21 protein-coding genes and 1 riboswitch are annotated in these 20,001 nt (G+C 44.7%); of the genes, 8 read left to right on the forward strand and 13 right to left on the reverse strand.

What is annotated here, in order from left to right; translation table 11 throughout:
* Positions 1–66 precede the first annotated feature (66 nt).
* A complete protein-coding gene (locus tag QUB64_RS27875) occupies positions 67–351 on the forward strand; it encodes a DUF427 domain-containing protein (RefSeq protein WP_333276915.1) in 285 nt (94 codons plus the stop codon).
* Between the two features lie 611 nt (positions 352–962).
* On the opposite strand, the gene QUB64_RS27880 is transcribed toward QUB64_RS27875, so the two are convergent.
* On the reverse strand, positions 963–1,628 hold the full coding sequence (locus tag QUB64_RS27880; protein ID WP_333276917.1) for an L-threonylcarbamoyladenylate synthase: 666 nt from the start codon (positions 1,626–1,628) through the stop codon (positions 963–965).
* Between the two features lie 75 nt (positions 1,629–1,703).
* On the opposite strand from QUB64_RS27880, the gene larC reads away from it, so the two are divergent.
* Both larC and QUB64_RS27890 read left to right on the forward strand, forming a co-directional pair.
* Positions 1,704–3,113 carry a nickel pincer cofactor biosynthesis protein LarC gene (larC, locus tag QUB64_RS27885; protein WP_333276919.1) on the forward strand — a complete coding sequence of 470 codons (1,410 nt, stop codon included), beginning with the start codon at positions 1,704–1,706 and terminating at the stop codon, positions 3,111–3,113.
* A complete protein-coding gene (locus tag QUB64_RS27890) occupies positions 3,095–3,346 on the forward strand; it encodes a hypothetical protein (RefSeq protein ID WP_333276921.1) in 252 nt (83 codons plus the stop codon). The genes larC and QUB64_RS27890 overlap by 19 nt, the downstream gene beginning before the upstream one ends.
* 22 nt (positions 3,347–3,368) lie before the next feature.
* Here the strand turns inward: QUB64_RS27890 and QUB64_RS27895 are convergent, their stop codons facing one another.
* The 3 genes from QUB64_RS27895 to QUB64_RS27905 form a co-directional block, all read right to left on the reverse strand.
* Positions 3,369–4,226: an energy-coupling factor ABC transporter ATP-binding protein gene (locus tag QUB64_RS27895; RefSeq protein WP_333276923.1), complete on the reverse strand. Its 858-nt coding sequence runs from the start codon at positions 4,224–4,226 to the stop codon at positions 3,369–3,371.
* A 110-nt stretch (positions 4,227–4,336) separates the two neighbouring features.
* Entirely contained in the window at positions 4,337–5,197 is an 861-nt protein-coding gene (locus tag QUB64_RS27900; protein WP_333276925.1) for an SAM-dependent methyltransferase, read from the reverse strand.
* 19 nt (positions 5,198–5,216) lie between these two features.
* A complete protein-coding gene (locus QUB64_RS27905) occupies positions 5,217–5,636 on the reverse strand; it encodes a hypothetical protein (RefSeq protein WP_333276927.1) in 420 nt (139 codons plus the stop codon).
* Positions 5,637–5,798: 162 nt separating this feature from the next.
* A riboswitch (cobalamin riboswitch) is annotated at positions 5,799–5,943 on the reverse strand.
* A gap of 165 nt (positions 5,944–6,108) precedes the next feature.
* Here QUB64_RS27905 and QUB64_RS27910 point away from each other — a divergent pair.
* The 3 genes from QUB64_RS27910 to QUB64_RS27920 all read left to right on the forward strand — a co-directional run bounded on the left by QUB64_RS27910 (position 6,109) and on the right by QUB64_RS27920 (position 9,328).
* Positions 6,109–7,170: a metal ABC transporter substrate-binding protein gene (locus tag QUB64_RS27910; protein ID WP_333276929.1), complete on the forward strand. Its 1,062-nt coding sequence runs from the start codon at positions 6,109–6,111 to the stop codon at positions 7,168–7,170.
* A gap of 524 nt (positions 7,171–7,694) precedes the next feature.
* Positions 7,695–8,471 (forward strand): metal ABC transporter ATP-binding protein, encoded by a 777-nt coding sequence (locus QUB64_RS27915; RefSeq protein ID WP_333276931.1) that lies wholly within the window; start codon positions 7,695–7,697, stop codon positions 8,469–8,471.
* Positions 8,471–9,328, forward strand: a complete 858-nt coding sequence (locus tag QUB64_RS27920) for a metal ABC transporter permease (RefSeq protein ID WP_333276933.1) — start codon at positions 8,471–8,473, stop codon at positions 9,326–9,328. Before QUB64_RS27915 ends, QUB64_RS27920 begins: the two co-directional genes overlap by 1 nt.
* Before the next feature lie 96 nt (positions 9,329–9,424).
* Here the strand turns inward: QUB64_RS27920 and QUB64_RS27925 are convergent, their stop codons facing one another.
* From QUB64_RS27925 to QUB64_RS27935, 3 genes are all read right to left on the reverse strand, one after another.
* Positions 9,425–10,003: a Uma2 family endonuclease gene (locus QUB64_RS27925; protein ID WP_333276935.1), complete on the reverse strand. Its 579-nt coding sequence runs from the start codon at positions 10,001–10,003 to the stop codon at positions 9,425–9,427.
* 136 nt (positions 10,004–10,139) lie between these two features.
* Positions 10,140–11,519 carry an ABC transporter substrate-binding protein gene (locus QUB64_RS27930; protein WP_333276937.1) on the reverse strand — a complete coding sequence of 460 codons (1,380 nt, stop codon included), beginning with the start codon at positions 11,517–11,519 and terminating at the stop codon, positions 10,140–10,142.
* Between the two features lie 103 nt (positions 11,520–11,622).
* A complete protein-coding gene (locus QUB64_RS27935) occupies positions 11,623–12,429 on the reverse strand; it encodes a PspA/IM30 family protein (RefSeq protein ID WP_333276939.1) in 807 nt (268 codons plus the stop codon).
* Between the two features lie 217 nt (positions 12,430–12,646).
* Here QUB64_RS27935 and QUB64_RS27940 point away from each other — a divergent pair, with 217 nt between their 5' ends.
* A complete protein-coding gene (locus QUB64_RS27940) occupies positions 12,647–12,835 on the forward strand; it encodes a hypothetical protein (RefSeq protein WP_333276941.1) in 189 nt (62 codons plus the stop codon).
* A gap of 16 nt (positions 12,836–12,851) precedes the next feature.
* Positions 12,852–13,022 (forward strand): UPF0175 family protein, encoded by a 171-nt coding sequence (locus QUB64_RS27945; protein ID WP_333276943.1) that lies wholly within the window; start codon positions 12,852–12,854, stop codon positions 13,020–13,022.
* Positions 13,023–13,162: 140 nt separating this feature from the next.
* Here QUB64_RS27945 and QUB64_RS27950 read toward each other — a convergent pair whose 3' ends face one another.
* From QUB64_RS27950 to QUB64_RS27975, 6 genes are all read right to left on the reverse strand, one after another.
* On the reverse strand, positions 13,163–13,813 hold the full coding sequence (locus QUB64_RS27950) for a leucine-rich repeat domain-containing protein (RefSeq protein WP_333276945.1): 651 nt from the start codon (positions 13,811–13,813) through the stop codon (positions 13,163–13,165).
* Between the two features lie 258 nt (positions 13,814–14,071).
* Positions 14,072–16,162 carry an SPFH domain-containing protein gene (locus QUB64_RS27955; protein ID WP_333276947.1) on the reverse strand — a complete coding sequence of 697 codons (2,091 nt, stop codon included), beginning with the start codon at positions 16,160–16,162 and terminating at the stop codon, positions 14,072–14,074.
* 355 nt (positions 16,163–16,517) lie between these two features.
* Positions 16,518–17,609 (reverse strand): DUF2207 domain-containing protein, encoded by a 1,092-nt coding sequence (locus QUB64_RS27960; RefSeq protein WP_333276949.1) that lies wholly within the window; start codon positions 17,607–17,609, stop codon positions 16,518–16,520.
* 355 nt (positions 17,610–17,964) lie between these two features.
* A complete protein-coding gene (gene cbiQ, locus QUB64_RS27965; protein WP_333276951.1) occupies positions 17,965–18,765 on the reverse strand; it encodes a cobalt ECF transporter T component CbiQ in 801 nt (266 codons plus the stop codon).
* On the reverse strand, positions 18,762–19,094 hold the full coding sequence (locus QUB64_RS27970) for an energy-coupling factor ABC transporter substrate-binding protein (protein ID WP_333276953.1): 333 nt from the start codon (positions 19,092–19,094) through the stop codon (positions 18,762–18,764). The genes cbiQ and QUB64_RS27970 overlap by 4 nt, the downstream gene beginning before the upstream one ends.
* Before the next feature lie 4 nt (positions 19,095–19,098).
* On the reverse strand, positions 19,099–19,857 hold the full coding sequence (locus QUB64_RS27975; protein ID WP_333276955.1) for an energy-coupling factor ABC transporter permease: 759 nt from the start codon (positions 19,855–19,857) through the stop codon (positions 19,099–19,101).
* Between the last annotated feature and the right edge of the window lie 144 nt (positions 19,858–20,001).

A 20,001-nucleotide genomic window follows, 5' to 3' on the forward strand; every position in this document is an offset into this window, starting at 1 on the left:
TTCTAGGTCTTTTGAGCACAAATACAGTTACAATATTTGAGAATCTCAATTTAAGCAGATAAACCGATGCCGAAAGCAATTTGGAATGGTGCCGTTTTGGCCGAGAGCGATAAGTGCGAAGTTGTAGAAAACAACTATTATTTCCCGGCGGATGCCATCAATCGCGAGTATTTCAAGGACAGCAGCACTCACACTACTTGCCCTTGGAAAGGTGTTGCTAGTTACTACAGTGTTGAAGTCGGCGGACAAGTCAATAAGGATGCTGCTTGGTACTATCCTACTCCGAAAGATGCTGCTAAAAATATTGCAGGATATGTTGCTTTTTGGAAAGGAGTTAAGGTAGAAGCTTAATTTGTTTTCCCAGGTTTGTTAGGTGGCGATTCTGACAGGCCGCCTGTCAAGATAGAGGACACAACAGTGTTGTGTCCCTACGGGTTATTTAAGTTTAATTAATTTTAGGCAACCGGGCGGTTGAAACCGCGTCGATACAAACAAAACCCACCTCCGTGGGTTGAAGAATGGATAGAATACCGGGCGGTTGAAACCGCGTCGATACAAACAAAACCCACCTCCGTGGGTTCACCTCACAACTCGTTACCAGGCTTAGCCTGGTAACGCAGATCCGGAGGAAGAGCCTCCATTTTTCCAGGCGAGGCAGAGCCTCTGGATATAGGTTCCCAGGCAGAGCCTTGGAACCAGTTAAAATACAGGATTTATAGCCTTTCTCAAAAAGGTGAGGTATGTCGGGCATAGGCCAAACCGGGCATAGGGCATAAGGCATAGGCCAAACCGGGCATAGGCCAAACCGGGCTATCCTCATGTTTTTGAGAACCGCTATATATAAATTAAATTTAACAGCATAACCGCTATATTTAGCAGTCCTCTTTAAGAGGACTTTCGCTATGAGACGGGGGTTTTGAACCCCCGGCGGACTTATGGATGAGCGGAAGAAGCCTGCAATTTTAATCTTTTTCCCAAGCGGCGGCTGCTTCCCATCCCAAACCGCGACGAACCACAATCGGCTCGCTTTCTGTTAAATCAAGAATGGTAGAAACTTGATAGCCCGGATCTGAATCATCATCGACAATGATATCTACTAACTTTAAAAAACAGTCAAATAGTTCAGCCTTGCCAAAGCTTTCTGCTTTAGATTCCGGCACTGGTGCTGCACCTTCATCATCTGTGGTAATGTGAGCAGATGTGGAAATAATCGGATTTCCCAAAGATTCTAGCAGTGTAAAACAAAGCGGGTGGTTGGGAACGCGAATTCCCGTGGTTTTGCGTTTTGGGTTCATTACCAATTTGGGCACTAACTTGCTAGCTGGTAGCAGAAATGTGTAGGGCCCGGGGATTAACCGCTTGATGATTCTGTATGCTTCATCGGTGACGGCAGCATATTCGGTGATATTTGACAATGAGGAACACAGAAAGGTTAAGGGCTTATCATTGGATAGTTGCTTGATCCGCCTGACTCGTTCTACGGCAGATTTGGAGTTGAGATCGCAGCCGATCGCGTAAACTGTATCTGTGGGATAAAGCATCACTGCCCCATCTTTGAGAGCTTTTGTAATCTTCTCGATCCGGTCTTTCTGGGGTGCAACTGGATGGATTCCGTAAATAATTGCCATGTTAAGATATTGCAGGCTAAGTGGGCGATCGACAAATGTGCTAAAACAATCAATGTTGAAAATTAATTGCTAATAATGAATAAAATAGCTTATTTTGACTGTCCCACCGGCATTGCTGGCGATATGTGCCTAGGAGCTCTTGTACACGCTGGTGTTCCCTTAGACTACCTAATCGAAAAACTCCATTTACTCGGCATTTCGACAGAATACCAATTGCGGGCCGAATTAGTCCACCGCAATACTCAACAAGCAACTAAATTTTATGTCGATTTAACAGGAGATTTGCCTTTAAAATTAAACAATCTGGCTGCTGACTCCGCCCTCGATCCCTTGGAAACGGAATCCCCAACTTTCGACAGGCGCCACTACCATCACCATCATCATGATGGGGAAGAACATTCTCACAGTCACGGCGAAGCAGATGCCCAAATTAGCCACACTCATCACCGCCATTTGCCGGAAATTGAGCAGATTATCATCGCTGCAAAATTGCCTGCGCGCGTGGAAGCGTGGAGTTTGGCGGTATTTCGCTCCTTAGCAGATGCAGAGGGTGCCGTACACGGTATCCCCCCCAGCGAGGTTCACTTTCACGAGGTGGGGGCTACGGATGCAATTATTGATATTGTCGGTACTTGTTTGGGTTTGGATTGGTTGGATATTCAGGAGTTTTACTTTTCGCCGATGCCGACTGGTGGGGGTACGGTGAAGGCGGCTCACGGTAGGTTAGCTGTGCCCACGCCTGCTGTGATGCGGTTGTGGGAAACGCACCGAGTGCCGGTTTATAGCAATGGGATCGATCGCGAGTTGTGCACTCCTACGGGTACTGCGATCGCCTGTACTCTCGCCTCTGCTTTTGGCCCGCCACCATCGATGCAAGTTCAGCTAATTGGTTTGGGTGCAGGTTCGCGCAATCTGGCAATTCCTAATATTTTGCGCCTCTGGATTGGGGAGAAGGAAGGTTCGGCAGCGGATTTTGTAACGGATGTAGCGGATGTAAGAAAGAGGGGAGATGTAAGTAATTACTCGTTACCGATCGCCAATTCGCAGGAAACAGTCTGTGTTTTGGAAACGCAAATTGATGATTTAAACCCGCAGGCGATCGGTTATGTTTTTGATGCTTTGTTTCTCGCTGGAGCTCTGGATGTTTTTACGACACCAATTGTGATGAAAAAGTCGCGCTTGGGGGTTTTGTTAAGTGTGATTTGTCATCCCGAATTTCAGGATTGTTGCGAAGCTGTAATGTTTCGAGAGACTACTACTCTGGGAATTAGGCGATCGACTCAACAGAGAACTATTTTGGATCGAGAAATCCAGAAAGTTCAAACAGAGTACGGCGAAGTGCAAATAAAAGTTGCTAAGTCAGGAGAAACGATTGTTAACGTGCAGCCGGAATACGAAGATTGTGCGGAAATTGCCAGACTTAAAAATGTTAGTTGGCGCGAAGTTCATCGGTTGGCGCTGCAAATTTGGTACGATCGCACTTAATTACTTCGTGGCGAGAAACCGGGTTTTTGGCGAAATCCTTCGTCGGAGTCGGTAAATTTGGTAAAAACCCGGTTTCTGGGATGTGGCGAGAAACCGGGTTTTTGGCGAAATACTTCGTCGGAGTCGGTAAATTTGGTAAAAACCCGGTTTCTGGGATGTGGCGAGAAACCGGGTTTTTGCGAAATTATTCGTCGGAGTCGGTAAATTTGGTAAAAACCCGGTTTCTGGAGTAGAAGTGCGTAATTCATCAGCTTATTAAAGCTGTCGGCGCGCGTCTAAAATTTGTTGTTGCAATTCCTCGAAAGCGGGCATTTTTGAGTTATCATTTTTCTCAACGAGATCCTTTATTTGGTCGATTAGCTCGATCGCCAGCGGTACGCCAAGCTGCAATTGTTCCAATACATCCCGCTGGGCAAAAACGGTTTCCGGTGTTCCTTCTAGAATCAGCTTTCCGCCATCCATCACAAACACCCAATCGGCCCAGCGATAGATAAAATCGAGGTCGTGACTTGCTAAAAGTATGGTGGTTCCACTGCTGTGAATTTGTTGCAATAAACCGATGAGTTGTCGGGTGTGGCGCGGATCGAGATAGGCGGTAGGTTCGTCTAGCAGCAGCAGTTTGGGTTTGAGCACCATGATATCGGCGATCGAAACGCGCTTCTTTTGTCCTAAACTGAGGTTGTGGATTGGTTCGCGGGCGAGCTCGTTTAATTCGAATTGCTCGATCGCCTGTTGCACCTGTTGAGCAATTTCGGATTCTGGCAATCCTAGATTGTACAATCCGTAGGAGATATCCTCTTCGACTGTGGAAGCAACTAACTGATGTTCGGGATTTTGAAAGACGAGTCCGATTTGTTGGCGCAGTTTCATGATAGATTTGCGATCGTAGCGAAAGGGTTCACCTTCCCAGCTAATCGTCCCCTGTTGCGGTTGGTACAAGCCGTTAGCTAGCAGAAATAAGGTGGTTTTGCCGCAGCCGTTTTGACCGATGAGCCCGCAGCGTTTACCAGCGGGGATTTTTAGGCTTAAATCGTGGATGGCTACTCGCGAAGTGCAGGGATATGAGTAAAAAGTGCGATCGAATTCTAGAATTGGGCATGGGGCATAGGGCATTAGTTATTGGTTATTGGTTATTGGTTATTGGTTATTGGTGGGAACTATCAACTATCAACTATCAACTGTCACAGGTCAACTCTCAACTGTCACAGGTCAACTATCAACTGTCACAGGTCACAGGTCAACTGCCAAAGTTGAATCTCATAACAAAGATGCTGCTCAAAAAGTTGACTAGCTTCCAATCCTTCAACCACCAATTTCTTAAACCAGCGGCGAAATATCCAACGCAGAATTTTATGAATCGGCGGAACCGCGATCGAAATTAAATCCGCAACATAAATCATTGTGTTCAGTCCATACCTGCGGAAAGTATCGACATATAAATCAATTGTTGGTACAATATGAGCAGAAATATCCTCAGCTTTTACTAAATTAAATCCCGCTTGCATCAATGCAGCTTCCAGTTCTTCCACAACATGACAATTAGAAAACATTCCTTCTGTATAATCAGGATTAGAGCGCAACATATCAGCAAGTAGTACGTAGCCTCCGGGATTGATCGCCGCCGCCGCACCTTTAGCAATATCGACAGCAGACATATATTGACTGCTTTCGCTAAAAAGGACTAAATCGTAGGAATGGGTGGCTTGGAAGTCTTCAAATTTGGTGAGGTGGAAGATGGCGCGATCGCCTGTACACTTGAGAAAGCGCTGTTGTTGGAACGGATCGGGCGCGAGGCCTTCGACTCCAAAAGCGCGATCGAGCAAATAAGCCGCATTTCCCCCAATCCCGCATCCTACATCCAGGACAGTCTTGATGTCTTTCGGGATAAAATCTAACAACTTATCCGTATAAGCTTGCTGGGCGATTCGTAGCCGCGCCAGAGTTAATTCATCAGCGGGTACAGGTAAGGTTTCCCAATAGCCATAGTGAAGATAGGGAGATTCTGTCAGCCCCAAATAGTAATTAAGCGCTGCGTTTTGGTAACGAGTTACTTGGGAAATTTCGATTGATTTTGGCTGCGACATTGGATAAATTTAGTAAATTTTAGGATTTCGGGTAGAGTTGAAATTCTTCCCAGCGCTTGCATACCTGTTCGTAGCACTCAACGGGCGAAATTGCCAAGTTTTGCAATAAATTGATATCGATTTGACCGTTGGCAAGCAGTAGAAAAATAATTGCTTTTTCAGGTTCATAGCTATCAATAACTCCCAGCAGATTGGCAACAGTATTTTCCTCTAGTTCTAATTGTTGGAAATAAGCAGTTGCGTGCGAGCGGGAAATAAACTGCAAATCATACTGTACATGATCCACACTCCAATTGATAGAGCCATTAATTTGAGTATCTATTTTGCAAACAACAATACCTCGTCCTAGATGCCAAAAGCCATTCCAAGCAGTATATCCGATGGACAAAATATTCTGGTGAATAAACAAGTTCTGCCAGTAGCCAAAACTGCCAAACACCAAACACTATCTTTGATTCGCATTTGTTTTAGTTTCCCGTGGCGCCGACGAAAAGCGGTTTTAACTCAAAATTGCGTTTTTGTCGATCGCCCAAGGGAACCCAACAGCAGATTAACTGTAAAAATACTGAACTAACCATCATCCATACCTCGCAGATGAAAACAACAGGTAAACAAATCGGCGGGCATCCTGACTCAGAGATGGAATAATCTCATTACAGTTGCGGGACAGCGCCGGATTCGCACCGAACTTTCCCCCTTACGTCCGATCGCTCTTCTGCATCAGAGCCGATCGATCTGCCGAGATATTACCACTATTGGAGATCTTCACAAAATACTGATTCTGCTGGGACGATCGCCCATTTAGCCTCGCTGTTCGTGATTCTTTCATTTTCTCCGATTCTGTGATAAATTTAAATAATGAAAATATTATGAAAATTAGCGATAGTCGATCGGGCTGTCTGCCGTAATCTGTGGCAAATTTAGCTAGAATTTTGGAATATATGCTCAAAAAGCGTCAAATTCTCCCTCTATCTCGCCCTTTCCCCCTATCTCTCCTCTCCTCTCCCGTTTGGAAACTGTATCAGATAATTGGATTGGGGCTGTTGCTGGGAGTTTGCGTCACCGGGTGCAACACTCAGACAACGGCGGAGCCTCAAACCAATCAAATCCGAGCTTCTAGCCCTACTGCCACCGATGGGTTCCGAAAAGACAAAAAAGTCGTTCTCACCACCTTTACGGTGTTGGCAGACATGGCGCAGAATGTCGCTGGTGACAAGCTAACTGTTCAATCCATCACAAAGCCTGGGGCGGAAATTCACGGCTATGAAGTCACTCCCAGCGACTTAAAACGAGGGCAAAATGCCAGTCTAATTTTGGATAACGGATTGAATTTAGAACGCTGGGCAACTCGTTTTTATAACAGTTTTCCCAAAGTTACCCGCATTACCTTAACTGAAGGAATTAAACCGATTAATATTGCCGAAGATTCCTACAAAGGTAAACCGAATCCTCATGCTTGGATGTCCCCTAAAAATGCTTTAATTTACGTGAAAAATATTCGCAGATCTTTGTCAAATCTCGATCCAGCTAATGCTGCAACCTATGAAGCCAATTCGACAAAATACAGTGACGAAATTCAGGCGATCGATGAAAAGCTCAAACAAGCTATCTCAGCGATTCCGCCAGACAAACGCTACATAGTAAGTTGTGAAGGCGCATTTTCTTACATTGCGCGCGACTACGGCTTGAAAGAAGTGTATATTTGGCCTGTAAATGCCGAACAGCAATCTACACCGAAACAAGTTGAACGGGTGATTAATACAGTCAAAGCAAACAAAATACCCGCCGTATTTTGCGAAAGTACCGTCAGCAACGAAGCACAGCTTCAGGTAGCAAAGGAAACCGGGGCTAAATTTGCCGGGGTGTTTTATGTCGATTCCCTCTCTCCACCGGAAGGCCCTGCATCAACCTACCTTAAGATGCTTGAATACAACGTCAATACTTTGATAAAAGGTTTACAGGGCAATCGGTAATAGGTAATGGGGAACGGGGAATGGGGAATTGGTATTGGTGTCAAGTTAAGCCTGAATCCATATAAATGTCGCTTTTAGGCAAAGTTTAGATCCCCCTCGCATACCCCCTACTCCCCCGAATCGTTGCGGGGACGAAAGAGAAGACTCCTGTTCCCCCCTTAAGAACTACGGTGTACACACAACTCCTACAAACCTGGCTGTGTCTGACACAACCCGCATTTAGGCAAGGTTTTGAGATGAGCGAAGTTTTTATCAATAGTTTTAAATTATTGATAATGGTTGACGGGAAATCAAGGATTAAAAAAATAAATTTCCGTTTTTTTGGGTCATTTGATTTCCAACTCGACTTGTGTGTACAGGGTAGCCCTTCGATCGGGGGGCGCCTGGGTGATCGAACCCTAATCGTCAGACAAAAGACTGGTAGTAGGTTTGACGTTAAGTTGACACAAATGGGGAATGGTAATGGGTTTTGAGCCTCGTGCGTAATAAGTTCTTTAGGTAATTGATAATTGGGAGAAAATCAGATGAAGGAAATCGGCATCGATCTTGAAAATGTCACGGTTGCTTATCACGGTAAAGTAGCCTTGCACAGCGCCTCTCTGCAACTTAAAGCGGGGACGATTTGCGGTTTGGTGGGGATGAATGGTGCGGGAAAATCGACTCTGTTTAAGGCAATTATGGGGTTTGTGAAGCCAAACACCGGACGAATTTTAATTAATGGCTTGCCGATCCGTCAAGTGCAAAAAAGCAATCTGGTTGCCTATGTGCCTCAGTCGGAAGAGGTAGATTGGAATTTTCCGATTAACGTGTATGATGCGGTGATGATGGGGCGCTACGGCTACATGAATCTGTTGCGGATTCCAGGATCGATCGACAAACAAGCGGTGCGAGAAAGCTTGGAAAGGGTGGAAATGTGGCCCATGGGCGATCGGCAAATCGGAGAATTATCGGGCGGGCAAAAGAAACGCACCTTTTTTGCGCGGGCTTTGGCGCAACAGGGCACGGTTTTGCTGCTGGATGAACCCTTTGCCGGAGTTGATATTAAAACTGAGAAAATGATGATTGATTTGCTGATGGAATTGCGGCAAACAGGACATACAATTCTAGTTTCTACTCACGATTTAGAATCGATTACTACATTTTGCGATCAAGTAGTCTTAATTAATCGCAGCATTCTCGCCTACGGCAACACTTCAGAAGTGTTTACAGAGGAAAATCTTTCCCGCACTTTTGGCGGTTCGGTGGGTGATTTTTCGTCTGCTAAAAGTGGGTTGACTAAAGTGAATCGGGAGCAAAGATAATGGATTTAATTTCGTTGTTTGTGGAACCCTTGCAGCATGAATTCATGGTGAAGGCGATTTTAGTCAGCGCCTTAGTAGGGATTGTTTGTTCGGCGCTTTCGTGTTACATGACTTTGAAAGGATGGGCATTGATGGGCGATGCGGTTTCTCATGCGGTGATGCCGGGGGTTGCGATCGCTTATATCTTGAATATTCCTTTGGCTGTGGGGGCTTTTGTGTTTGGGGTGGGTTCGGTAATTGCGATCGGCTTTATCAAAGCCAAAACTCGCGTTAAAGAAGATACGGTGATCGGTTTAGTGTTTACCGGATTTTTTGCCTTTGGTTTGGTGTTAATTTCTCAAGTCAGAAGTTCGATCGATCTCACGCATATCTTATTTGGCAATGTCTTAGGTATTTCCGATTCGGATATTGTTCAAACTGTGATTATTAGTGTCGTTACCCTAGTGACGCTGGCAATTTTACGCAAAGATTTAATTCTGTTTTGTTTTGACTCGACTCACGCGCGATCGATCGGTTTAAACATCACTTTCCTTTATTACGTGTTGCTGTCTTTACTATCGCTGACAGCAGTTGCGGGACTTCAGACAGTCGGGATTATTTTAGTAGTAGCAATGTTGGTAACTCCGGGAGCAACCGCCTATTTGTTGAGCGATAATTTTGACCATATGATGCTAATTGCGATGACTTCGGGAGTATTTTCTAGCGTAATGGGAACTTATATCAGCTATCACATTGATGGTTCGACAGGCGGATGTATTGTTGTGCTGCAAACGCTGCTGTTTGTGTTGGCGATGGTTTTTGCCCCGAAATATGGTTTGTTGGTTAGGGCGAGAAATTCCCAAACTATTAGCGAATAAAACAGGAATCAATTAATTATCTTTATTTCTTAGTCCGCGCGGACGAAAGTTTGTGTAGTAGCGGTTTCAACCGCCGAGTGATAAAGAGGAAACAAATTATTCAATAAACTCAATATTTTCATACAAATCTGCTACGGAAATTTCTACAGAAATAGAGCTTAACATCAGCCGATCGCCCGCACAGCTATATTCCGAAAAAATCCACTTATTCGCATCAGTTTTAGAATACTGTTGCACCTGTAACCGATATTGATCGATTAATAAATACTCCTGAAAGCTCGGAATACTGCGATAAGCCGCAAACTTGTCATCTCGATCGTAAGCTCTAGTACCCTTAGATAGCACCTCAGCAATCAGCAGAGGATTGGTAATTGTATCCGTCCGTCCAGATTGGAGTTCGATCGGTTTCGCAACCACCATTACATCTGGATAAGTATAATTATTAAGCTGGGGAACCCAAAGCCGCTGATCGGAACTAAAAGTCCGATATGGTTTCCCTTTTAACACCAGTTTCAGCGTAACAACTAAATTAGTAGTAATTTCATTGTGATCCGGTGTGCCGCCAGCCATCAGAACAATCTCCCCATTAATAAATTCATGTCGATCCTGAGAATTGACTTCCAATTCTAGATATTCCTGGGCAGTGTAGGTTTTGGTTTCAACTTGCGCGATCATATACAAGGCTCTCCTTTAATCTACTTATTTCAGTTTATCTTAAAAATCGCTTAAAAACAGGCCGGGGCGGGTTTATGAGATTGTCGGTTTTTGGCAAATATTGTTGGTGAGGGGAGCCCCTACAGTCCGAATAAATTTACCGCAACAGGGAAAAGTTATAGCCAGTTTTTCCTACTGCTTTAACCTGCACTAAAATCGGCGAACCCGCCCGATCGCCACTTGGTAAAAACTTCACATCCTCGCTAGCTCCCGGTGCCGAGAAATTAGGGCTTTTCAGTGCTTGTTGTAACCCGAACCGCGTATTACTTTGCTGCAAGCCCGCGATGACAGCTTGAGCCGCATCATAACTCGTTGCGGTTCGCCAATTTACTACTCCTCCCCAGCGCTGACTGGCATTCTTAGGAAATGGATTGTTGGAATTAGTGTCAGGATGCCAGGGAACAGGCAAAACAAGCCCGTCAACGCTCTTTTGTCCATCTTTTAGCGTTTGAAAGGTGTAAAGAGTTGAACTGCTGTAGAGCGCTAATTTGCCTTGATTGGCACGGGCTAGATCGATCGCGCGATCGAGGCGCTCGATGTAGGGTGCTAGCATCAATCCTTCTGCTCCTTTGCTAACAGCATCGGCAAGGGCATTGTTGGGATTAAATGTTGGCGCTGACAAGTCGCAGACAATAGGAACTAATCTGCCGGCTGATGCTGAAAGAGAGGCAATAAATTCATCCTTAAATGAAGCGCTGCCAGCAGCTTGAGAGTCATAGCAGAAGGCAATATTGGCTTTGCCTGCTTGTTTGACGATATACTCTGCTAAAGGAGCAGTCGTCGAGCCACTATTTAGGACAGTCCGAAAAATATAGCTGCCAAAACCTGACAAATTATTCGTACTGCTGGTAGGTGTCACCATCACCAGTTTCTTTTCCTGATAAATTGGAGCGGCTGCTAAAGACGCAGTGCTGTCATTGTGTCCGATTACCGCTAGAATTTTCGGGTCATTTGCTAATGCTGCTGCAACTTCTTTGGCGACTTCTGGAAGGTTGTTGTCATTGACAATTTCAACTTGCAAACCGGCACCGTTAATTCCTCCCCTAGTGTTGATTTCATCTTGAGCTTGGGCGACACCTCGGAGAATTTCTTGGGCGATGTTGGGGTTGCTGCCGCTGGGCACGCTGACGGCAATTTTCAGGAAAGTGCGATCGCTTACTTTCGCATTATTCAAATAAATGACTGTTTCTGGATCGTTGCGATTTCTTTGCAACGAAGCCTGAAATTTTTGCACGGCTTCTTTATAATCTCCTTTGGCAAAAGCTGTAACGCCTGCTTGCTTTTCGGCTGTGGTTTGGGATGTCACTAAGATCTGATTTCCTAAACTGATGCGAGTTGCGATCGCACCCGAGATTTCTGAACTTTTGCCCTTGAATAAACCGGGAATAAACTTGTATCCGCCCAACGCAATTAAGCCGAACAGAATAATAAAAACAATGGGCGGCGGACTTGGGATTTTGTTAGTATCTTGAGCCATAATTTGTTCTCCTTATTGCGATATTGTTTACTGTTTAGAGGCAGAGGGTCAGGGTATTCCTAGGGAGATCCTGGGACGATAAAAAACATCTAGAATTATTGGCTCAGTGCCTCTTCTCGTCAACGGGTAAAACGTGCGATTGATTGTACGAATTTAGTTCTAGCAGTCGGCGAGAAATCTCGTCGTCCAGCATCATGTTGTCGAGGTCTGCTGTCAGTTTTTCAGCCGGATTTTCGGATAATTCTACCAAGGCATTGGTTTTCAAGTAGTGCTTGTGGATAGATGACTGTGCCTCTTCAAATTGCGATTGCGCTGAATCTGTATTGACACTGCTGTTGACTTTGGCTATATTCGCTAATGCCTCATTTACCTCTGACAAATCTTTGAGGTTTTGCAGTTCCATTTTGTAAGTTTCTAAACGCTCGCGTTCCCGATTCAATTTATCCTTATTGGCAGTCAAAATTTGTTCGGATTGAGCAACTTGTCCTGCTAGTGTTGGCAGCAATCTTTCAAGGGCGATCGCTTTTCCCATTGCTAAACGTGCCGCTGCTTGATTACCGTGATAATTAGCTAGACTTGCCTGCTGTTCTAGTTGGATAAATTCTTGCTTTTTGCTATCATATTTCTGTTTTGTTTGTTGATAACTTGCAGAAATTTGGGCAACAGATTCAGTTAACTTAAGCACGGACTTCTGCATGGATTGCAGCGATTCTTGGGCAACTTGCACGGCAATTTTGTTGTCAGCTTCAATGGGCAATCCCCACAGCCAACTCCACACGGCTTTAAGTTTGTAACTGTTGCGATCGCCGAACAGTCCGTGAATTAATTTGATGGCGGCCAGTGCGACTACGCCTAAGACAATAAAAGCCGTTGGGTTGGAACTATTTTTATTTGATTTTTGTTGAGTCATTTTGTATTCTCCTTCATGAGTAATATCGTTGACGCTTGTTTCTGAATGAATGATTTAACCGCAGAGGGCGCAGAGGACGCAGAGTTAGAGAAGAGAGAGATGAATAATACTATTAACCTAGTCAAATTATTGGTAAAAGTCAATTCATATAATTCATTGATTGATTTCATAAAAGTCATAATATTCTAGTTCATAAAAGTCATATTTTGCAGAATTGTTGCAATCAGCTTGTTCGCGACACCCATCACCAAATTTTCGTCCACTCTTGGACGATCGCGTTTCTGGTGCGATCGCACACAGTACATTTTCCGATAATGCTAGAGTCGTAGAACAAGTAAGTGCGATCGACCTTGGTGGATTGATGTGTTTCTGTACAGCTATAAGTTCGATCGTCTTATATCTCTGAAATTAAACCTTAAGTCATGCTTCTTACGATCGACCTTCCCGACAATCTCCCCCTGACTGAAGCCGATGTGCGACTCGAACTTGCGATCGTACTTTATCAGCAACACAGCCTCCGTCTCGATCAAGCCGCTCAACTCACTGTAATGTCTGTGGACGACTTTTACCAACTATTAATCGATCGCATTTAATAAAGCCATCCAATTCACAATAATACTAGGGCGATGATGACACTACAAGTAATTGCGATCGACTTTGGTCAATTACCGTGCTTTTTGTGCAACTATAAGTGTCATCATCTTGTGCCTCTAATTTTGAGATCTATAAAGTTTTAGTAGACAAATACTGGTTCCCAGTTACAGCGAGACTCTGGCTTGAGACGGCAAGTTTTGGGATCGATCGGATTTTCGCTGAGGAAGAGATCAGTCAGTTTAGTCAAAGACTCCAAGGGTTGGATGTCACTGATTTGATTGTTGTTGAGGGCGAGCCAGCCCAGGTTAATTAAAGATTCTAGCGGTTTGATATCGCTAATTTTATTGTTGCTGGCAAAGAGTACACCCAGTTTAGTCAAGGATTGCAATGGTTTGATGTCGCTGATTTGATTGTTGTCGAGAAAGAGCAGATTTAGGTTGGTCAAGGATTGCAATGGTGTGAGATCGCTGATTTGATTTTCGCTGAGACCGAGCGACATCAGTTGTGTCAATGATTCTAGCGGTTTAATGTCACTGACTTTATTATTTCCGAAACTGAGCGCAATCAAGTTAGTCAAGGATTGCAAGGGTTTGATATCGGTAATTTCATTATTATTGAGACCGAGCATAGTCAGGTTAGTCAAGGATTGTAAGGGTGTGATATCGCTGATTTGATTGTGATCGAGGGTGAGTTCTGTTATACTCGAAATTTTTTGATTAGCTGCATCGCACTCAGTAGTCCCTGCTTCCTTCAAAAGCACTTCAACAGTATGTTTAGCTCCAGGACTCAAAGCAGCTTTTTCGCGACACCAATCACCAAATGTTTTGTTTGCGGGTTGCGTTTCTGCTGCTCAAACTGAAAGTCCATTTCCAGATAGTGTAAGGGCGATCGCACTAAAAGCAACTACCACCATCAATCTTGACAAATTCACGTATTTCTGCATAACCATAAATTTCATAATTTTGCACCTGTGATTTTATGAACAGTAAAGTTTTAGACAAAAAGCCTTTAGAGAGGACAGTCGTCCTCTCTACAAATTGCACTCAGCTCAAATATCGTCAGACAATTCACCAAAGGCAGAATCAATATCAGTTTCAGCAACAGCCACAGACTGAGCAACTGGTGAATGATTAGGAGACTCCACCGATCGCACGTTTACTACTGGTGATTCTGCCACAGGTTCCACAACAATAGATTTAGATTTCTTGACATTAATTACAGGTGAATGTACTCCATTTTCTCCATTTTTACTGGTTTCATTCCGCAGCAACATTGCCATCAAACCGTCCAGCAAACCCCCACTACCGCCGTTACCATTGACTGTGACATCGGGAACAACGCGAACGCTACCATCTGAGACAGCCTGCATCAATTGCAGTAGCGTGTAACTCTGCGTACCGAGAGCGTTTACACCAACTTGATAAGCATCCGCTTTTGCTTGTCCCATCAGCCGAATCCCTTCTGCTTCACCACTTGCGTGTTCGATCGCAGCAGTTGCACTCAATTGGGCAATTTTCACCCCTTGTTCCGCCGCCACCACCTGATTTTGAATATTTGCGATCGCAGTTGCGCGCACCAATTCTTGACGCTGCGACTCTGAAATCATCTGTACTTCGTAGGTTTTTTCCTGTTCCTGGGCAATTTTGCGATCGGTCAATGTTTGCATCAACTCTGCTGGCGGCGAAATCAAACCGATCAGCGTGTCTACAGCCTGCACATCATAGGCGCGTAGGGCTTGACGGACGTGTTCGGCGGCCTCTGCTTGGCGTTCGCTGCGTGCGATCAAAAAGTCGAGGATCGTATATTCTTGAGCGGAATTCCGAAAGTAATTGCCGACAATTGGACGCAACACTTGGTCGATCAGATTTTGCATCGAACCTTGCCGCGAAATGACTCTCGGTGCATCCAAAGTACCGACATGAATGATTTGAAAAATTTCCAACTCAAAGGTAAATCCGTCAAAAGAAAGTAATTTCATAGCGCTTAATTTTGAGTCGTAGCCGTGTTCTCCACTGAACCGCGATGTGAAGTTTAAAACTACATCAGTAGTGGGAACAAGTTCGACTTTCATCACTTTTGTATTGATCGGATGTTTACCGGGATAAAGCGGTTCTACCCACACACCTTTATCGCCTTTGTTGACTAGATTTCCGTGGGTGAAAGCCACACCACTTACATCTTTGTGCGATTCCCCTACATAGGAAATGACTACGCCAACATAGCCGATCGGCACTTCGGTCATTTTCACTTCTTCAACTTGCACAAACCAGGGATTGAGGTTCCAAGAACCGGATAAAATTACCTGTTCTTGCAAGCCCCTGCGCCCGCCACCTTTGATGAAAGATTGCGCTTTCTGGAAATTGTCGTGACCGGGAATAATCGGCCCAGCGATTTCACCTTCATCAATCGGAACTCCGTCGAGCACGTTGGCAATTCCCACGCGATCGGGAGCAAGTTTGTATAAGTGAAGTTCTGATGGCTGCATACCTTTTGCCGCAGCATTGGCTGAAGTAATAACCTCAAATACAGCCGTATTGATCCGATAAGTACCAGTTGTGATGATTGCTAGTTGCCGTCCTTTTTCGCCACCGTCAGTGAGGAATTTGCGGGCATTTTGGAAGTTGTCACAATCGACGACTTTGCCTAAAATGCGATCGGAGGGAATAGTGGCTCCATCATTGGCAATAATTAACCCAATTTCATCTTGAGGAACCACGACAACAGGTTCTTTGCGAACGCTATATTGCCAGGGAAAATAACCAAAATGCCAGCCGGGAGGAAGGGTATCTGCTTGCAAACCTCCTTCGCCATCGAGTGCAATCAATCTACTGGATGGCAAGTTTTTGCTGGAGAACTTCTTGACAACAATTCCGACTTCTCGTTCGCCGATCGCAATTAAGCCCAAAGTCCAACCAATTTTGGGTATAAAGATGAACACAAGGAACATTGCGCCTACGGGATAAATCCAAATCGGGATGCTAAACCCTTCTGCTGGCGCTGGTTGGACTTCTTGGGGTTGCGGAGGTGGCGATTTGACTTGGGCTGAAGTTGGTGGTGCGATCGCGCCTGCTAGTGCGATCGTGGTTGCTACAGATACTGCTAAGGGTAAAAGCTTGCGAAGCCAACGTGATTTAGTCATAGTTTTTAACCTGCTTTAAGCGAAAATGTACGGGAAATTTGTTTACTACAATCAGTATTCAATAGATTTCTTTGAAGGTCAATTCATTAAAGTCATGAATTATGTTCATAAAAGTCATATTTGGAAGATGATTTTGTAGCGAGTGCGATCGATTGTCCATGAAAATAGTCAGAAACCGGGTTTTTGCGACAATACTTTGCTATAGTCCACAGATTCAGTAAAAACCCGGTTTCTTTGATTGTGATGCGTCCAACGAATGGTCAGAAACCGGGTTTTTGCGACAATACTTCGCCATAGTCCACAGATTCAGTAAAAACCCGGTTTCTTTGATTGTGATGCGTAAGTCTCGTTGATATCAACCACCGCCACCGCCACCGCCACCACCGCCACCGCCACCACCGCCACCGCCGCCACCGCCGCCGCCACCGCCACCACCGCCACCGCCATCACTACTCGGATCTACGTAATGAGTCACAACTATTTTTTCATGGTGATAACCGCAATTACTACAGTGACGGATAACTTTATTCCTCCCTTTAGTCTTTGGAGTAGCTGTAGAGATTACTTCTCTATTGGTGTCTAGTGTAAATTTTTTACATCTAAAACAGAAGTGTATAAGATGCCAGTAAATCCACACTAAAATGGAACAAGGCACAATCACAATAATCGCAAATATTATGAATGCTATAAGTAAGAAAATTATTGACAACAATGAACCCATTAGGGAAAGCAAAAGGTCTAGCCATCCCGAAGCAGATTGAGATTGGTTTCCACTTTGTTGCCAACCAGGTTGAGGCACATTCAAAATCGCCTGGGGAAATGCAATCTGCACTTCTAATTCTTGTTCCGGTTGAACAGGCTGACTTGCCACAAATTCAAAAGTTTTCGGATCTACTTGACGGGGAACTGCTGCTGCACCAAAATTTGTAAATGAGAGAACTTTTCCTGACAAAGCTTCTGGTAATTTCACCGTAACTTTTCCAGTATTAACGGGCGCTTTCCGACCCGCTGCAATCGCTTTCCAATAAACTAGAGTATTTCCACCATCTAACTGCAATCCACCTACTACGCGATATTTGATGACAAAAGTATGTGTGTCTGGCGGTTTTAATTCATGTTGCCAACGAATCCAAAGTTGATTATTTTCAGTTCCAGTGCTACTCGGAATTATCTGATTATTTTCGGCGACGGTGACATCTTTAATTGCATCGACTTTATCTAAAGGAATATAGCGGTAGCGTTCGTTGTTGTATGCTGCTGTAAATACATATTTTTGGGTTTCCGTAACTAACATATCTCCATTTGTCTGAACGTCGATCGCGACGTTGATGTTATCCCAGTAGAATGGTAGTTGTTGCGCTGTTGCATGAGTGACTGTGACTAAAAATAGGCTTAATGAAGCCATCAATGAAAAGACTATTTTTTTGAGGAGTCGTTTATTTATCATAGGATTTCCACAAGATAACTGTTGACTACAATTATTCAACAGGTTTCTTTTGGAGTCAATTCATAAAAATCCTTAATTATATTCATAAAAGTCATATTTATAGCGGAAAGCCCTTCAGTCTCTCTTGTTTGCATCAAAGTCTAGATCCCCCCTAGCCCCCCTTAATAAGGGGGGAACAAGATTCTTCTTAAAGTCCCCTTTATTAAGCTATGCGTTATTCTTATCAAAGTCCCCCTCCCACCAGGGGGATGCGAGGGGGCTCTAAACTTGACAATAAGCGACATTTATTTGACTGGTTGACTGTCGCTCGCACTCTGCCTGGGGACGAGTAAGTCTGGCATCTAATAGCATAAAATTAGCAGTAAAATACCACACTTAACAGTATTAAAACTGTGCAACCAAACACGGCTTCAAATGTGTATCTTCGTGAAGGTTTGTAAGGGGAAGAATGCCAAACGCGCAGTTCTCCATTAAAGCCGCGCGATGCTAAACTCAGGGAAACTTGACGGTAGTTTTCCAAGGTTCGTTGCAGCAATTGTCCGATTAAAATACCTAAACTGCGCATTCCTAATTTCCAAGTGCGGTAGCCGCCGCGCGAGTTTTGGGCGATCCAAATTTCATCGGCGATCGCCAATAAGCTAAAAATAAAGCGATACATTAGTAATAGCAGTTCTGTGACTAACTCTGGACACCTTAATTTTCGGAGGATTTGCAAGATTTCGGTAAACGGTACTGTCAACAGGATGAAGTACATACAGCTTGTCGATGCGAAGGCGCGGGCAAATAGAAAGCTCACTTGATATATGCCAGTGCGACTCACATACAGATAAAAACTGCCGGTGCGAATGCCCCAACCTTGCCAAATATCCCATTGAATTGCCGAGATTCGATCGCCCGCAACCGCACTCACAGCCAACGCCGGCAAACTCGTCAGCAAAAATATCAAAGGTAGCAACAGCAAGCGCAGATAGAGTTTCGCCGGAATTCCTGCATAAACAACGATCCAGATTGTCAACCAAAGGGCGATCGCCAACTGCACCGCGACATGGGAAACTAGAGACAGGATTAATAGGGCGATCGCAAAGGATAGTTTGTGAGTTGGCGGCAACCCCCGCAAGCGATTTGTATAAGCCAGACTATCAATCTGATGGTTCATTCCGAAGATTTCTTGTCAGATTGTTGCTGAGATTGCGATCTGCCTTTATACAACCCAATCACGTAGCCAATTACGCCAGCCCCCATCGCCGCTTGAGACGCAAACAGCAAACTTTCAATTTCGCCGCTAGCAGGTTCAAAGAAGTGCTTGAACCAAGGTTCATACCCCGGTTGAATTTCGGTAATTGCTTTTTCAGCTTGGTCATCGGAACCGCCGTATTCACCCCGCACAAATGCTAGGGGAATCACAGCCAGAATAATCACTGCACCAGCCAAAATCCAATTTTGCCGCGAAGTAGCTTGATGATTTTTAGTAGGTTTTTGATTCACGACTTTATGACTCCTGTCTCAATAATTTCAAAGTTTCCAACTCCGGCTTCCCGTAAGAATGCAGCCAATTCCAGACCAACACAGTCAGCAATCCCTCACTGATAGCCAGAGGCACTTGAGTAATTGCAAAGATGCCCGCAAACTTGAGAAACGAAGCCATAAAACCGCCGCTTGCTGCCGGAAAAGCTAACGCTAATTGAATCGAAGTCGTCACATAAGTCAGCAAATCAGCCAAAGCCGCCGCGCAAAAGATTGCCGCCCGTTGGCTGCCAGTTCGCAACAGCAAATGATAGATAAAATACGCGGCGAAAGGGCCAACAATAGCCATCGAAAACATATTCGCGCCCAGCGTTGTCAAGCCGCCGTGGGCTAACAAAACCGCTTGAAAAAGCAGCACTAAAGCGCCGAGTACCGCCATCACCGAAGGGCCGAACAAAATCGCACCCAAACCCGTCCCCGTCGGGTGAGAACAACTCCCCGTTACCGAAGGAATTTTCAAAGCAGAAAGCACAAAAGTAAACGCACCCGCCAAAGCAAGCAATAATTTAAGTTCCGGGTGTTCTTTTGTGATACGGGCGATCGATCGCAAACCGAATACAAAAAAAGGCAACGCCACCATCCACCAAAACACAGCCCATTGCACCGGCAAAAAACCTTCCGAAATGTGCATAGCCCAGGCCGGTGTTGCCGAACCCAAGACAAGATAACAACTCAAGCCAGCCATCAATCCCAAGCTGACTAATTTCCGATTTCTGGCCTGCATACTGAACCTCGCGAGACAATCTAAACTAACGCATCGGCGGGCATCCTGACTCAGAAAGCAACAAGACTTTCACTCTAGCAATCCCTTAACCGAACTCAGCTCTCGAACCAACTCTTTAAACAACAATTTAACAGCTTTAGCGGC

The sequence above is a fragment of the Microcoleus sp. Aus8_D2 genome (assembly GCF_036702665.1).
Classification (GTDB): Bacteria; Cyanobacteriota; Cyanobacteriia; order Cyanobacteriales; family Microcoleaceae; genus Microcoleus.

What these genes read in the sequence shown, in the direction of transcription:
- QUB64_RS27875 (WP_333276915.1), top strand. Translation starts at nt 67, where the DNA reads ATGCCGAAAGCAATTTGGAATGGTGCCGTTTTGGCCGAGAGCGATAAG.
- QUB64_RS27880 (WP_333276917.1), bottom strand. Translation starts at nt 1,628, where the DNA reads ATGGCAATTATTTACGGAATCCATCCAGTTGCACCCCAGAAAGACCGG.
- larC (WP_333276919.1), top strand. Translation starts at nt 1,704, where the DNA reads ATGAATAAAATAGCTTATTTTGACTGTCCCACCGGCATTGCTGGCGAT.
- QUB64_RS27895 (WP_333276923.1), bottom strand. Translation starts at nt 4,226, where the DNA reads ATGCCCTATGCCCCATGCCCAATTCTAGAATTCGATCGCACTTTTTAC.
- QUB64_RS27900 (WP_333276925.1), bottom strand. Translation starts at nt 5,197, where the DNA reads ATGTCGCAGCCAAAATCAATCGAAATTTCCCAAGTAACTCGTTACCAA.
- QUB64_RS27915 (WP_333276931.1), top strand. Translation starts at nt 7,695, where the DNA reads ATGAAGGAAATCGGCATCGATCTTGAAAATGTCACGGTTGCTTATCAC.
- QUB64_RS27920 (WP_333276933.1), top strand. Translation starts at nt 8,471, where the DNA reads ATGGATTTAATTTCGTTGTTTGTGGAACCCTTGCAGCATGAATTCATG.
- QUB64_RS27925 (WP_333276935.1), bottom strand. Translation starts at nt 10,003, where the DNA reads ATGATCGCGCAAGTTGAAACCAAAACCTACACTGCCCAGGAATATCTA.
- QUB64_RS27930 (WP_333276937.1), bottom strand. Translation starts at nt 11,519, where the DNA reads ATGGCTCAAGATACTAACAAAATCCCAAGTCCGCCGCCCATTGTTTTT.
- QUB64_RS27935 (WP_333276939.1), bottom strand. Translation starts at nt 12,429, where the DNA reads ATGACTCAACAAAAATCAAATAAAAATAGTTCCAACCCAACGGCTTTT.
- QUB64_RS27945 (WP_333276943.1), top strand. Translation starts at nt 12,852, where the DNA reads ATGCTTCTTACGATCGACCTTCCCGACAATCTCCCCCTGACTGAAGCC.
- QUB64_RS27955 (WP_333276947.1), bottom strand. Translation starts at nt 16,162, where the DNA reads ATGACTAAATCACGTTGGCTTCGCAAGCTTTTACCCTTAGCAGTATCT.
- QUB64_RS27960 (WP_333276949.1), bottom strand. Translation starts at nt 17,609, where the DNA reads ATGATAAATAAACGACTCCTCAAAAAAATAGTCTTTTCATTGATGGCT.
- cbiQ (WP_333276951.1), bottom strand. Translation starts at nt 18,765, where the DNA reads ATGAACCATCAGATTGATAGTCTGGCTTATACAAATCGCTTGCGGGGG.
- QUB64_RS27975 (WP_333276955.1), bottom strand. Translation starts at nt 19,857, where the DNA reads ATGCAGGCCAGAAATCGGAAATTAGTCAGCTTGGGATTGATGGCTGGC.